Below are 12,977 nucleotides of genomic sequence, written 5' to 3'. Positions count from 1 at the left end.
GAAGTCGATGTGGTCGCGGGTGACCAGCCGCAGCTGAGGACGCATCTGCCCAGTGGAACAGGGATGTTGGGCGTACGTCAACCTTTCCTGTACGCCCGCCAGCCGCCGTACGAGGTGATGTCCTCGGCGCCTTCGAGTGCGGCCGGCTCGCAGAGAAAACCGGGGACGGTGGTGCCGTCGGCCAGCTCCACGGCGCCGATCGCCATGGGGCGGGGGAGCGCGGCGACCAGGGCGCCGAGGCCCTGTGGGGGCAGGTGCCAGAGCTCCGTCTCGACGGTGGCGCCGTTGTCGGGGGTGGTGCGGACGAGGCCCGGTTTGGGCGGGGTGGTGGGGAGGGCGTAGAGGCGGTAGGTGGGTGCCGTTGTTGTTGTGCTGTCGAACTGGGCGCCGAGGGAGAGCAGTTGGGGGTTGAGGGGCTCGCCCGTGAGGTGGGCTCCTACGACCGCGATGCGAGTGGGCGGGGTGAGGAGGGCTGCGATCTTGGTCAGGCGTTCGTCCGCGTGGGCAGGGCCGATCAGCATCACGCCGAAGGGGAGCCCGTCGACCTCGCCCGCGGGGACGGCTGCCGCGCTGAGGCCGAAGAGGTTGGTGGAGTTGGTGAAGCGGCCGAGGCGGGCGTTGGTGGAGAAGGGTTCGGCTGCTACTTCGGCGAGGGTGGGGTGGCCGGGGGCGGTGGGCAGGAGGAGTGCGTCCGCGTCGCCGAGGGCGGCGAGTGCGCGGTCGCGGAGGGCGGCCAGCGCGGCCTGGTCGGCGTAGAGGCGGTGGGCGGGGATGTCGCGGGCCCGGTTGATGATCGCGGCGACTGTGGGGTCGAGGTCGGGGGTGTCTTTGTCGACGAAGGCACCCACTGCGGTGTAGCGCTCGGCCACGAAGGCGCCCTCGTAGAGCATGGCGGCGGCTTCGGTGAAGGGGGTGAGGTCGATGGGGAGGAGCTGGGCGCCCGCCGATGCGAGGCGGGCTGCGGCGGCTTCGTACGCCTCGGGCCAGTTCTTGTCCATCTCGCCGAGCTGGGCGGTGGCGGGGACCGCGATGCGGTACGGGCCGGGGCGGCGGGGTGGTGGGGTCGTCGCCGGGCCTGTGGTCATGTGGGCGAGGGCCTGTTCGGCCTCCGGGAGCGTACGGGCGAAGACGGTGACGCAGTCCAGGCTCGCGCAGGCGGGCACGACGCCTTCGGTGGGGACGAGGCCGTAGGTGGGCTTCAGGCCGACGATGCCGTTGAGGGCGGCGGGGACGCGGCCCGACCCGGCGGTGTCGGTGCCGAGCGCGAAGTCGACGATGCCGAGGGCTGTCGCCACGGCCGAACCTGAGCTGGAGCCGCCGCTGATGCGCGTGGGGTCGACGGCGTTGCGCACGGCGCCGTAGGGGGAGCGGGTGCCGACCAGGCCGGTGGCGAACTGGTCGAGGTTCGTCGTGCCGATGAGGAGGGCGCCGGCTGCCTTGAGGCTTGCTACGACGGGGGCGTCTTGTTGTGGGGTGTACGCGTAGGAGGGGCAGCCTGCGGTGGTGGGGAGGCCGGCGGAGTCGATGTTGCCCTTGACGGCGAAGAGGCGGCCTGCGAGGGGGAGTTGGGGGTCTGTGGTTGCTGCTTCGGCTTCCACGTCGGCCTGGGGGCGGAGGGTGATCCAGAGTTCGGGGCGGTCGGTGGCGGCGATGCGGGCGTATGCGGCGCGGATGCGATGGGTGGCGGCGTGCATGAGGCCTCCTTGGGGCGCGAGTCGTCGGGTGCGTGCGGGGCGGTGGGTGGTTGTGCCCACCCGTTCCGCCCTGCGGAACGACTGCCCACAACCGTCCGGCAGGGAGCGGGCGTGATGGTGTGCCCATAACCGCCCGCCGGGTGCGGGTCGTCGGGGGCGTGCGGGGCGGTGGGCACAGCTTTGTGGCGGTTACGGGGTCAGGATCAGGAGGGGGGTGCCTGCTTCCACCTGGGCCCCGGTCGTTGTGAGGATGCGCGTGACCGTGCCGGGTGTCGGGGCGCGGACCGGGGACTCCATCTTCATCGCCTCCAGGGCGATCAGTTGCTGGCCCGCTTCCACCTTGTCCCCCTCCGCCACCGACAACTGCCATACCGACGCGGCGAATTCGGCTTCGATCAGGCTGCTGCCCGCCGGGACCTCGATCTCCTCGGGCGGGGCCGGTTCCGTGGCCGCCTCCGCCCGGGTGAACTCGCCCGACGCCTCCCAGGCGCTCCGTTCCGCGCCGAAGGCTGTTGCCTGCTGGGCCCGGAACTCCGCTATCGACTCCGCGTTTTCCGCCAGGAAGTCCTCGTACTCCGCCAGCGCGAACGTTCCCTCCTCGATCCTCGGCCCCCAGCGGCCCGCCGCCATGTCCGCCCGCAGCTCCAGGAGTTCGTCCGCCTCGACCGCGTACCACTTGATCCGGTCGAAGAACCGCAGCAGCCAGGGGCGCTCCTGCCAGCTCGACCACACCTGTGTCGTACGGCCCACGAACTGGTAGCCGCCAGGCCCCTCCATGCCGTAGATGCAGAGATACGCGCCGCCGATGCCGACCGAGTTCTCGGCGGTCCAGGTGCGCGCCGGGTTGTACTTCGTCGTCACCAGGCGGTGGCGCGGGTCCAGCGGGGTCGCGACCGGGGCGCCCAGGTAGACGTCGCCCAGGCCGAGCACCAGATACTCCGCGTCGAAGACCGTCCGGTAGACCTCCTCCGGTGACTGGAGGCCGTTGACACGGCGGATGAATTCGATGTTCCACGGGCACCACGGCGCGTCGTCCCGTACCCCCGCCATATAGCGCGCAATCGCTTCGCGCGTCGCCGGGTCGTCCCAGGAGAGCGGGAGGTGCACCGTACGCGAATCCACCACCAGGGCGTCCGTGGGCGGGAGTTGGGACTGGATCCGGCGTACGGTCGGCAGCAGCGACTCCACCGGGAGCACCGCCGGATCCGTGTGGATCTGCAGCGAGCGGATGCCGGGCGTCAGGTCCATGACCCCGGGCAGGTCCGCCGCCGACACCGCCTCGGCCAGCGCGTGCACGCGCATCCGCAGCGCCAGGTCCAGCTGCATCGGCCCGTACTCGACCAGGAGGTTGTCGTCGCCGCTGCGGCGGTACGTGACGTCCTCGTCCCGCGCCAGCACCCCGCCGTCGACGATCACCGCGCGCGACGCGCCCGCGACCGTCACCGGGGTGAAGCGCACCGTGTCCCCGGGGCGCAGCTGGCCCAGCTTCCAGCGTTCCGAGGTGACGATCGTCGCCGGGCAGACGAAGCCGCCGAGGGACGGGCCGTCGGGGCCGAGCAGCACCGGCATGTCGCCGGTGTAGTCGACGGCGCCCACCGAGTAGGGCGTGTCGTGGATGTTGGAGGGGTGCAGGCCCGCCTCGCCGCCGTCGGTGCGGGCCCAGCGGGGCTTGGGGCCGACCAGACGGACCCCGGTGCGGGCCGAGTTGAAGTGGACCTTCCAGTCGGCCGCGTAGAAGTCGTGGATGTCCTCCTCGGTGAAGAACTCCGGTGCGGCGTGCGGGCCTTCGGCCGCGCCGATCCGCCAGGCGGTGGAGATCGAGGGACGGTCGGTGGCGGGGACGGGGGCCGTCTCCGGTTGCTCCGTTCCGCCGTGCAGTACGTCCCCCGTGCGCAGCGCCCGGCCGCCGTGGCCGCCGAACTTGCCCAGCGTGAAGGTCGACGCGCTGCCCAGATAGGCGGGGACGTCCAGGCCGCCCGCGAAGAGGACGTACGTCCGCAGGCCCTCGCCCGCCGGGGCGCCGACCGAGAGCCGTGCACCCGCCGGGACCGTGAACGGCTCCCACAGCGCGGCCGGTTCGCCGTCCACGGTGACCGGGGCCGGGGCGCCCGTGACGCAGATGGTGGTGGCGTGGGTGAAGCGCAGGGTCGGGCCCTGGAGGGTGCATTCGAGGCCGGGGGCGCCCGGGTCGTTGCCGAGTGCGGTGTTCCCGAGCCGGAAGGAGAGGTCGTCCATCGGGCCCGACGGGGGTACGCCGACCTGCCAGTGGCCGGTGCGGCCGGGCCAGTCCTGGACGGTGGTGAGGGTGCCGCCCGCGGTGACCTCGATGCGCGGGGTCGGGTCCGTGATGGTGGCGAGGGTCGCTGTGGAGTGGGAGGCGTCGAGGACGTCCTCGCAGGTCAGGGCCGAGCGCACCAGCCCGAGGTTGGTCTCGATGCCGTCGACGCGGGTCGCGGCGAGCGCCGCGTCCAGCCGGGCCATGGCCTCGGTGCGGTCGGTTCCGTACGCGATGACCTTGGCCAGCATCGGGTCGTAGGCGGTGGTGACCTCGGTGCCCGTCTCCACCCAGCCGTCCACGCGGACGCCCTCGGGGAAGGCGACGCGGGTGAGCAGGCCCGCGCTGGGGCGGTGGTCGCGGGTGGGGTCCTCGGCGTAGACGCGGGCCTCGACGGCGTGGCCGCGGGGTGCGCCGGGCTCGGTGACGACCGCGGTGTCGCCCTGGGCGAGGCGCAGCATCCACTCGACGAGGTCGACGCCGTAGATCTCCTCGGTGACGGGGTGCTCCACCTGGAGGCGCGTGTTGACCTCCAGGAAGTACGCCTCCTCGCGCGCGGCGTCGTAGACGAACTCGACCGTGCCGACCGAGCGGTAGTCGACGGACGCGCACAACTCACGGGCCGAGGTCGCCAGTTGATTGCGTACGCGATCGGGCAGTCCGGGGGCCGGGGCCTCCTCCAGGACCTTCTGGTTGCGGCGCTGCAGCGAGCAGTCGCGGTCGCCGAAGGTGACGACCCGGCCCGTGCCGTCGCCGAAGACCTGCACCTCGACATGGCGGGCGTGTTCGACGAGGCGTTCCAGGAACACCCCGGCCGAGGAGAACGAGGCGGCGGCCACGCGCTGCACCCGCTCCCAGGCGTCGGCCAGGTCCTCGGCGTCGTACACCGCACGCATGCCGATGCCGCCTCCGCCGCCGGTGGCCTTGAGCATGACGGGGTAGCCGATGCGCCCTGCCGCCTCGGTCGCCGATGCGAGGTCCGGCAGGAGCCCGGTGCCGGGGGCGAGAGGGACCCCTGCTGCCTCGGCCGCCGCGCGTGCGGTGTGCTTGGCGCCGAAGAGTTCCAGCTGGCGGGGGGTGGGGCCGACGAAGACGATGCCCGCGTCCTCGCAGCGGCGGGCAAAGGCCGCGTCTTCGGAGAGGAAGCCGTAGCCGGGGTGGATGGCGCCCGCGCCGGTGTCCTTGGCCGCCTTCAAAACAAGGTCCGCGTCGAGGTAGGACTCCTTGGCGGGGGCGGGTCCGAGCCGTACCGCCTCGTCGGCCAGGCGGACGTGCGGGGCCGAGCGGTCGGGGTCGGAGAAGACCGCGACCGTACGCAGGCCGAGCGCCTTGGCGGTGCGGATGATGCGGACGGCGATCTCGCCCCGGTTGGCGACCAGGAGGGTGTCGAAGGTCATGATGCGGCGGCCTCGCTGATCGTCATCTCTACGGCGGTCGGTTCGAAGCCGTTGCAGGGGTTGTTGATCTGCGGGCAGTTGGAGACCAGGACCAGGACGTCGGTCTCGGCGCGCAGGGTGACGCGCAGGCCCGGGGCGGAGAGGCCGTCGACGATGCCGAGGGTGCCGTCCTTCTCGACGGGGACGTTCATGTACCAGTTGATGTTGGAGACCAGGTCGCGCTTGGTGAGGCCGTAACGGGCGCCCTCCGCAAGGAAGTTGTCGACGCAGGCGTGCTGCGACCAGGTGTGGTGGCCGTAGCGCAGGGTGTTGGACTCCTTGGAGCAGGCGCCGCCGAGCGTGTCGTGGCGGCCGCAGGTGTCCTCGGTGACCGTCATCAGGGGGGTGTGTTCGTTGGAGCGCAGGACGCTGCCCGTCGTCAGGAAGATCGAGCCCTGGGCGTGGATCGTGTCGGGCGCGCTGTAGCGGACGGACGTGTCGTGGGCGTCGTAGACGAGGAAGTCGACGGCCTGGTTGCCGTGCAGATCGGTGAGCGTCAGCTGCTCGCCGCGGCGGACGACCGCCGACCAGGCGGCGCGGGCGGGTACGACGGTCGCGGTCACTGGATCCCCCGGGCGGTGAGGTGGTCGGCGGTGTTCAGGAAGGCGCGGCGGCCCTCGGGGGTGGCGTCCCACAGCGGGTCACCGGGTGCGGTGGGGTGCGCGCGCCAGGCCAGCACCTCCAGCGGGGTGCACGTGTAGGAGGGGCGCGGGTCGAGCGGGTGCGGGACGTTCGCGATCAGTACGGTCACGTCCTGCTCGGCGCGCAGCGTGACGGCGGCGCCGGGGCCCGCCGAGCCGGTGAACACCAAGGTGCCGTCCTCGGCCACCTCCACTCCCTGGAAGAAGGAGAGGGAAGGGGGCAGGTCGCGCGGCGCGAGGCCGTTCTTGAGGGCGGCCAGCTTGAGCAGTTCGCGCCCGGCCGGGGACGCGGACTGCGGGGTTCCGTCGCCGTACCGCTCCGTGTTCCGTACGAGAGTGGAGGTGCCGCAGAGCGCGTCGTGGCGCCCAGAGGTGTCGGCGGTGAGGGAGGCGAGGACGCGGCCCTGGTCGGAGAGGAGCAGCTGCCCGGCCCCGAGATAGGCGTTCCACTGCACCTTCACCGTGTCGGCGGTGTTCAGACGCTCCCAGGGGCGGCCGTCCACGTACAGCAGCAGGTGCGCGCAGGCGTCCCCGGCGAGGTCGGTGAGGCGCAGCTCCGTACCGCGCGCCAGGACGTTGTGGGCGTAGTTGCCGCCGGCCACCGTCTCCGCCCAGACGACGGGTCCGGGCGCGTCCCCGGGCCAGTCGCCCGCGGGCACCACGGGCATGGCCTCGGCGCGGCCGCCCTGCTGGGCGCGGGCGTGGTCCCTCGCCCCGTGTGTCGTGGCTGTCGCCATGGCTCGGCCTCCTCCGGATCGGCAGTCATTTCTGTCGTGCGACAGAAATTAGGGCGGCCCGGAGTCCTGCCCATTGCCCGTCTGTTGCGGGGGAGTTACCTGATCCTCACGGGGACCGGCGCCAAGATCCGGCGGCCCGCCGGTGTGCGACGATCGGTGGCATGAGCACCACGGGACGGCGCGTAGGACGGCCGCGCGCAGCGCAGCGGCCGGAGAGCGGGCTCTCGGCCCGCGACGAACTCCTGGAAGCCGCCGCCGAGTTGTTCACCACGCGCGGCTACGCGGCGACGACCACCCGCGCCGTCGCCGAACGGGCGGGGATGCGCCAGGCGACCATGTACCACTACTTCTCCGGCAAGGAGGAGCTCCTCGCCGAGCTCCTGGAGTCCACGGTCACCCCGTCGCTCGCCCTCGCCCGGCAGCTGCTGGCCGACGACACCGCGGAGCCCGCGAGCCGGCTCCACGAACTGTGCCGGTCGGACGTGGAGCTGCTCTGCGGCGGTCCGCACAACCTGGGCGGGCTCTATCTGCTGCCCGAGGTCCAGTCGGAGGCCTTCGCCGGATTCCACCAGGTGCGCGCCGATCTGAAGGACGCGTACGGGCAGCTCCTCGCGGCGACGCACGCGTGCGGGGCGCTCGACAAGGCCGAGCTGGCGCTCCGTACCGACCTGGTCTTCGGGCTGATCGAGGGCGTCATCCTCATCCGCCGCTCCGACCCCGACCGCACGGTGACCACCCTCGCCGAGGCGATGGCGGACGCGGCCCTGCGGATCGCGGGGGTCGTGTCAGCCGGCTGACCACGCTTCCAGGGTGCGGCTGCTCTCGAACCGGTGCTCACGACCCGTCACCGGATCGGTGAACTCCAGCCGCCGGGACAGGAGTTGGAGCGGGTGCGTGAAGTCGTCCGGGGCCGGGTCGGTGAGCACGGGGAAGTACGGGTCGCCGACGATCGGGACGCCCAATGTGTTCATGTGGACCCGCAGCTGGTGGGTGCGCCCGGTCACGGGGGTGAGGCGGTAGCGGCCGAGACCGCCGCGCTGCTCCGTCAGTTCGACGCGGCTCTCGCTGTTGGGCTCGCCCTCGATCTCCCGGGCGGCGACGATGCCGCGCACCTTCTCGATGCGGCTGCGGACCGTGCGCGGCAGGTCGAGATCGGCCCGGTACGGGGCGATCGCCTCGTACTCCTTGCTCACCTTCCGGTCCCTGAACAGCGTCTGGTACGCGCCGCGCTCCTCCGCCCGTACGCAGAACATGACCAGCCCCGCCGTCAGCCGGTCCAGCCGGTGCGCCGGGCTGAGCGTCGGCAGCTCCAGGTCGTGGCGGAGCCGCGAGAGCGCGGTCTCCGTGATGTGGCTGCCGCGCGGTGTGGTGGCGAGGAAGTGCGGCTTGTCGGCGACGACCAGATGCTCGTCGCGGTACAGCACCTCGACGGGGAACGGGACCGGGATCTCCTCGGCCAGGTCCCGGTGGAACCAGAGCGTGGAGCCGGGGACAAAGGGCGCATCGGCGCGGACCGGCCCGTCGAGCCCAACGAAAGCGCCGTCCCCCAGCATCGCGTCGACGACGTCCTCGCCCACGGGCAGCCGCTCGACGAGGTGGTCACGGACGGTCGCCCACTCCCCGTCCAGCGGCAGCTTCAGCCGTACGGGATCGACACCGAGGCGCTGCGGCAGCGGCGACGGCGGGAGGGGTGATCTTCGGCGGTGGCTCATCGCCTCAAGAGTACGAGTGCGCCTCGTCGAGTCGCTGAGCCAGTTCTACGAGGCCGGGCGCATCCAGCGTCCGCCCGCCCCACCCGGGCAGGGGTACGTGCAGCGGCGCGGTCCACCGCGCGGGCACGGCCCCGATCCCGTACACCGCACCGGCGAGCCCGCCGGTCACGGCGGCGACGGTGTCGGTGTCCCCGCCGAGGTCGATCGCAGCACCCAGCGCGGCCTCGAAGCCGGAGGTCGTGCGCAGCGCCCACAGGGCGGATCCGAGGCAGGGCCACACGGCACCGTTGAACTCCGTCGCCAGACCGGGATGCCAGTCCGGGTCCAGTACGGCCGCCCACCGCTCCCGGTGATCGGGGTGCACGGCGGCGAGGGCGTCCGGCAGAGCGGCCAGCGGATCGCGTCCGTCCAGAGCGTGCCGTACGAGCTCGTGGAAGACCGCGGTGCCCTCCCAGGCGGCCCGGTCGCCATGGGTGAGAGCGGCGATGCGGCGGGCCGCGTCCATGGTGGCGTCGCGGCCCGCCCGGGCGAAGTACACGGCGGAGGTGGCGGCCCGCATCAGCGAACCGTTGCCCGCGGCACGCCCGTTGACCTGGAAGTGCAGCGCTGCGGCGAAGTCCCACGCCTCGCCGTTGGTCAGGACGTCCTCGGTCTGCAGCCCGATGTCCTTGGGCTCGGACGCGGCCCAGCGCTGGAACCGCCGGAAGATGTCGGGGAGTTCGAGCCCGCCGTGCTCAAGGAGCGACTCACCGACGAGCACCGCCATCTGCGTGTCGTCCGTGGCCTCGCCCGGATCCCAGCCGCCGCCCCCGCACATCTCACCGACCCCGTCGGGAAACCGCTCGGCGAAGACGCCGGGCAGCCCGAACTCGAAGGGCGCGCCCAGCGCATCACCCACCGCCGAGCCGACGACGGCCCCGGCCACCCGGTCGCTGCGCTCCATCCCGCCAGCCTACGCAGTGGCCGTGCGCCTCCGCCGCAGCCGGTAGACCGCGCCGAGCGCCACCGTGGCTCCGACGAACAGCACCGCGAACCAGCGGAAGTACCAGTGCCCGCCCGCCGGGTCGTAGACCGTTCCCCGCGGCCACGCCAGGTTGACCGTCATGAACAGGCCGTAGACCAGCGCCAGCGCGTTGACCGGCACACCCCAACGGCCCAGCGAGAACAGCGGTTTGCCCTGTTCGTCCACCCCCTCCGTGCGCGCCGCGTACTCGCCCCGCAGCCGCCGGTACAGCATCGGACCCGTCACCATCGAGTACGCCAGGTACAGCATCACGATGCAGGTGGTCCCGATCGCCAGAAACGCGTCCGGGGAAGCGAAGTTGAGGAGCAGGAGCACCGCGGAGAGGATCCCCACGACCAGCGCCGGAGCGGTCGGCATCCCGGTGCGGCGGTTGACCCGGGAGAGCAGTCCCGAGCAGGGCAGCCGCCCGTCGCGGGCCATCGAGAACAGCATCCGGCAGGCCGCCGTCTGGACCGCGAGCGTCGCCACCGCGATCGCCACCACCACGTCCACCAGGAGCGCCCGGCCGACGCCGTCGCCCAGACTGCTGGTGAGGACGTAGCTCATGCCGTCGACCGCCAGGCGCCCGTCGGTGAGACTCGGCGCCGCCAGCAGCCCGCCCAGGACCAGCAGCCCGCCGAGGAGTCCGGCCGCGCCGAGCGCGGTGAGGACGGTGCGCGGTGCGGTACGGCGCGGGTCGCGGGTCTCCTCGCTCATCTCGCCCGCGCTGTCGAAGCCGATCATCACGTACGCCGCCGTGAACGAGCCCACGAGCAGCGCGCCGACCAGGCCCGCTTCCGTACCGCCGGTGTGGAAGGTGATGCCCGGGGTGCGCTCGGAGTGCGTGAAGAGCAGAACGGTGATCAGTACGGCGCCGATGATCTCGGCGGTGACGCCGACCCGGTTGACGAGCGACATGATCCGGTTGTCGAGGACGTTCACCAGGGTCGTCAGTACCAGCAGGATCGCCCCGAGCACCGCCGCGTTCGCCGCGCCCGACGACGTGAGGGGCGCGGGGTCGCCGCCGACGAGCTGGAAGCCGGACCAGATCGGCGGCAGCACCATCTGCAGCGCCAGCGCGGCGGCCGCGACGACCACGATCTGGCCGATGACCATGATCCAGCCGGCGAACCAGCCGAAGGTGAGGTTGCTGAGCCTCGTGGACCACTGGTAGATCGCGCCGGAGATCGGGTAGCGCGCGGCGAGTTCGGCGAAGCAGGCGGCGACCAGGAGCTGGCCGGCGAGGACCGCGGGCCAGGTCCAGAAGAAGACCGGGCCGCCGAACGCGTAGCCGACGGCGAAGAACTGGAAGACGGTCGTCAGGACGGAGATGAAGGAGAACCCGGCGGCGAAGGACGCGTACCGCCCGAGGCTGCGGTGGAGCTCCTGCTGGTACCCGAACTCCTGGAGGGAGACGTCGGGTTCGGTGCGTACGGGAGGATCCGGGCGGACGTCGGCGGGGGCGGTGGCGGACATGTGCGGCACCTGCTCTCAGGGGCTGGGGACGACGGGGGTGTGGCGGGCTTCCTGGCCGAAGGAGGAGAGGGCGAGGGCTCCGTCGGGCAGGGCGATCTCACCGGCGGCGAGCCGCTCGCGCAGATAGCCGAAGGTCTGGACGGTCTGCGCGTAGAGGTGTTCACCTGCGACGACGCCGGCGCGTGCGGGGCGGCCGGGTCCGGTGAAGGCGGGGAGCGGGGCGATGCGGGTGTCGTAGTCGACGGTGCAGAAGAGGGGGAAGGAGTAGCGCTCCTCGGCGACCTTGCGCACCCGGTGGGAGGTGGCGGCGAACTCGCCGTTGGTCCACAGCTCCAGCAGGTCCCCGGTGTTGACGACGAAGCAGTCGCCGAGCGGCGGTGCGTCGATCCACTGGCCGGAGCCGTTCATGACCTCCAGGCCGGGGGCGGTGGGGCGCAGCAGGGTGAAGCATTCGTAGTCGGTGTGGGCGCCGATGCCGGGACGGTCCTCGGCCGTCGGGTCGTACGGGTAGTGGATGAGCCTCAACTGGCTGGTGGGGCGGGTGAGATACGGGGTGAAGGCGTCGCGTTCCAGGCCGAGGGCCTCGGCGAAGCCGCCGAAGAGGGTGCGGCCGAGCGCGAAGACGGCGTCGTACCAGGCGGTGACGGCCTCGCGGAATCCGGCCGTCGCGGGCCACTGGTTGGGGCCGGTCAACGGGTTGTCGCGGTCGGGGAGTTCGAGGGAGAGGTCGAAGGCCTCCTTGCGGTCGGGGGTGCCGCCCGCGAAGACCTCCTCGCCCTCGGGGACGTAGCCGCGGTGGTTGGACGAGTTGCCGATCCAGCAGCGCATCTTCTCCTCGACGGGCCGGGCGAAGAAGTCCCGCGTCGCGCGCAGCAGCCGCTCGAAGAGCGCCGGGTCGACGCCGTGCCCCGAGACGTAGAGGAACCCTGTATCGCGCGCCGCACGGCCCAACTCGGCGACTGCGGCGGCGCGTTCGGGGCCGGACTCCTCGCGCAGCGCGGAGATGTCGACGACGGGCAGTGCGGTGAAGTCGGCGGAGCTCATCGGCGGGCGCCTTCCGATACGGGGGCGGGGGAGTGGAGCGCGTCGAGCGGGCCCTCGGCGGCGGTGATCTCGAAGGTCCGGGTGTACGGGGACGCGTCGTGGTCCGTGTCGCTCACCCGCAGCCCCGAGCAGCCGTCCAGGGCCGGTGCGAGACGGGCGCCGGTGCGATGGGGGAGCGTGGAGCGGGCGATGGTCCAGCGACCGTCGGCGATCCGCCCGAGGGAGAGCTCGAAGTCGACGAGGCCCCGGGCCCGTTCGAGCCCGTCGGCCCCGCGGACGAGGTCTTCGAGCGGGGCGTCGGCGGGTACGGGCTCGGCCCGGTCGCGTACGTAACCGAACCAGGACCCGGCCCTGACCAGCAGGCCCGCGCTGCCGGTCGCCGGATCGAGGAGCTCCAGGGCGGCGAACGGGCCGCCGGTCCGCTCGGGCTGCCAGTGCTCGACGTACGGAACGTGCTCGCCCGTCTCGACCAGTACGCCGTCCTCGTGACGGAGCCGCCCCGCGTCCGGCAGCGAGACAGGGCCGAAGTCGAGGAGCCGCGCCCAGTGGAAGACGTCGCCGCGCTTCCGCAGCCGGCCGGCGAAGGCCTCCTGGCGGGTGAGCGCGATGAGGTCCGGAAAGCCGAGCGCGGCCAGCGAAGCAGCCCCGGAGCGTGCCGGGTGGCCCGCGGGCTGGCGCAGATCGGCGTAGCGGGCGGGCCCCTGCACCCAGGTCACGGTGGTGGTGGTGTCCCGGACGCCGTCCGCGCCGACGAGCAGGGAGCGGTGCCAGACACCGGGGAGCCGGGAGAGCGATACGGGGGAGTCGGACATGGCAGCTCCTGATTCCTGTCGGATGACAGAAATTAGGGACGGCCTGTTTCTGGCGGATGACACGGCCGTGTCGGGGTGGCACCTAAGTGCTCACGGTGAACGGTCGCCGAAAGACGCGATACATCGCGGGTTGACGGTCTGGGAGGG

At 72.3% G+C, this 12,977-nt stretch carries 10 protein-coding genes; 1 reads left to right on the top strand and 9 read right to left on the bottom strand.

Features of this window, described 5'->3' with window-relative positions; translation table 11 throughout:
• Window positions 1–77: 77 nt before the first annotated feature.
• From OG707_RS04860 to OG707_RS04845, 4 genes are all read right to left on the bottom strand, one after another.
• A complete protein-coding gene (locus OG707_RS04860) occupies window positions 78–1,694 on the bottom strand; it encodes an allophanate hydrolase (RefSeq protein WP_329114697.1) in 1,617 nt (538 codons plus the stop codon).
• A 189-nt stretch (window positions 1,695–1,883) separates the two neighbouring features.
• Window positions 1,884–5,366, bottom strand: coding sequence for a 5-oxoprolinase/urea amidolyase family protein (locus OG707_RS04855; RefSeq protein WP_329114695.1), 3,483 nt, complete (start codon window positions 5,364–5,366; stop codon window positions 1,884–1,886).
• Window positions 5,363–5,968: an urea amidolyase associated protein UAAP2 gene (locus OG707_RS04850; RefSeq protein ID WP_329114693.1), complete on the bottom strand. Its 606-nt coding sequence runs from the start codon at window positions 5,966–5,968 to the stop codon at window positions 5,363–5,365. The genes OG707_RS04855 and OG707_RS04850 overlap by 4 nt, the downstream gene beginning before the upstream one ends.
• Window positions 5,965–6,783 carry an urea amidolyase associated protein UAAP1 gene (locus OG707_RS04845; RefSeq protein WP_329114690.1) on the bottom strand — a complete coding sequence of 273 codons (819 nt, stop codon included), beginning with the start codon at window positions 6,781–6,783 and terminating at the stop codon, window positions 5,965–5,967. Before OG707_RS04845 ends, OG707_RS04850 begins: the two co-directional genes overlap by 4 nt.
• A gap of 161 nt (window positions 6,784–6,944) precedes the next feature.
• Here OG707_RS04845 and OG707_RS04840 point away from each other — a divergent pair, with 161 nt between their 5' ends.
• Window positions 6,945–7,580: a TetR/AcrR family transcriptional regulator gene (locus OG707_RS04840; protein WP_329114688.1), complete on the top strand. Its 636-nt coding sequence runs from the start codon at window positions 6,945–6,947 to the stop codon at window positions 7,578–7,580.
• On the opposite strand, the gene OG707_RS04835 is transcribed toward OG707_RS04840, so the two are convergent.
• From OG707_RS04835 to OG707_RS04815, 5 genes are read right to left on the bottom strand one after another with little or no spacing between them, the layout of a single operon-like run.
• Window positions 7,569–8,495: an RluA family pseudouridine synthase gene (locus OG707_RS04835; protein WP_329114686.1), complete on the bottom strand. Its 927-nt coding sequence runs from the start codon at window positions 8,493–8,495 to the stop codon at window positions 7,569–7,571. The genes OG707_RS04840 and OG707_RS04835 overlap by 12 nt on opposite strands.
• A 4-nt stretch (window positions 8,496–8,499) precedes the next feature.
• Window positions 8,500–9,438 (bottom strand): ADP-ribosylglycohydrolase family protein, encoded by a 939-nt coding sequence (locus OG707_RS04830; RefSeq protein WP_329114685.1) that lies wholly within the window; start codon window positions 9,436–9,438, stop codon window positions 8,500–8,502.
• Between the two features lie 9 nt (window positions 9,439–9,447).
• On the bottom strand, window positions 9,448–10,974 hold the full coding sequence (locus tag OG707_RS04825) for an amino acid permease (RefSeq protein WP_329114684.1): 1,527 nt from the start codon (window positions 10,972–10,974) through the stop codon (window positions 9,448–9,450).
• Window positions 10,975–10,989: 15 nt separating this feature from the next.
• Window positions 10,990–12,018, bottom strand: coding sequence for an isopenicillin N synthase family dioxygenase (locus tag OG707_RS04820; protein ID WP_329114683.1), 1,029 nt, complete (start codon window positions 12,016–12,018; stop codon window positions 10,990–10,992).
• On the bottom strand, window positions 12,015–12,830 hold the full coding sequence (locus tag OG707_RS04815; protein ID WP_329114681.1) for a hypothetical protein: 816 nt from the start codon (window positions 12,828–12,830) through the stop codon (window positions 12,015–12,017). Before OG707_RS04815 ends, OG707_RS04820 begins: the two co-directional genes overlap by 4 nt.
• Between the last annotated feature and the right edge of the window lie 147 nt (window positions 12,831–12,977).

This window comes from Streptomyces sp. NBC_01465 (assembly GCF_036227325.1).
Taxonomy (GTDB): domain Bacteria; phylum Actinomycetota; class Actinomycetes; order Streptomycetales; family Streptomycetaceae; genus Streptomyces.
The sequence above is the reverse complement of the archived record's forward strand: the minus strand, read 5'-3'. Positions and strand labels throughout refer to the sequence as shown.

Bases quoted from the DNA above. Each gene is read 5' to 3' on its own strand.
- OG707_RS04860 (WP_329114697.1), bottom strand. From the start codon at position 1,694: ATGCACGCCGCCACCCATCGCATCCGCGCCGCATACGCCCGCATCGCC.
- OG707_RS04855 (WP_329114695.1), bottom strand. From the start codon at position 5,366: ATGACCTTCGACACCCTCCTGGTCGCCAACCGGGGCGAGATCGCCGTC.
- OG707_RS04845 (WP_329114690.1), bottom strand. From the start codon at position 6,783: ATGGCGACAGCCACGACACACGGGGCGAGGGACCACGCCCGCGCCCAG.
- OG707_RS04840 (WP_329114688.1), top strand. From the start codon at position 6,945: ATGAGCACCACGGGACGGCGCGTAGGACGGCCGCGCGCAGCGCAGCGG.
- OG707_RS04835 (WP_329114686.1), bottom strand. From the start codon at position 8,495: ATGAGCCACCGCCGAAGATCACCCCTCCCGCCGTCGCCGCTGCCGCAG.
- OG707_RS04830 (WP_329114685.1), bottom strand. From the start codon at position 9,438: ATGGAGCGCAGCGACCGGGTGGCCGGGGCCGTCGTCGGCTCGGCGGTG.
- OG707_RS04825 (WP_329114684.1), bottom strand. From the start codon at position 10,974: ATGTCCGCCACCGCCCCCGCCGACGTCCGCCCGGATCCTCCCGTACGC.
- OG707_RS04820 (WP_329114683.1), bottom strand. From the start codon at position 12,018: ATGAGCTCCGCCGACTTCACCGCACTGCCCGTCGTCGACATCTCCGCG.
- OG707_RS04815 (WP_329114681.1), bottom strand. From the start codon at position 12,830: ATGTCCGACTCCCCCGTATCGCTCTCCCGGCTCCCCGGTGTCTGGCAC.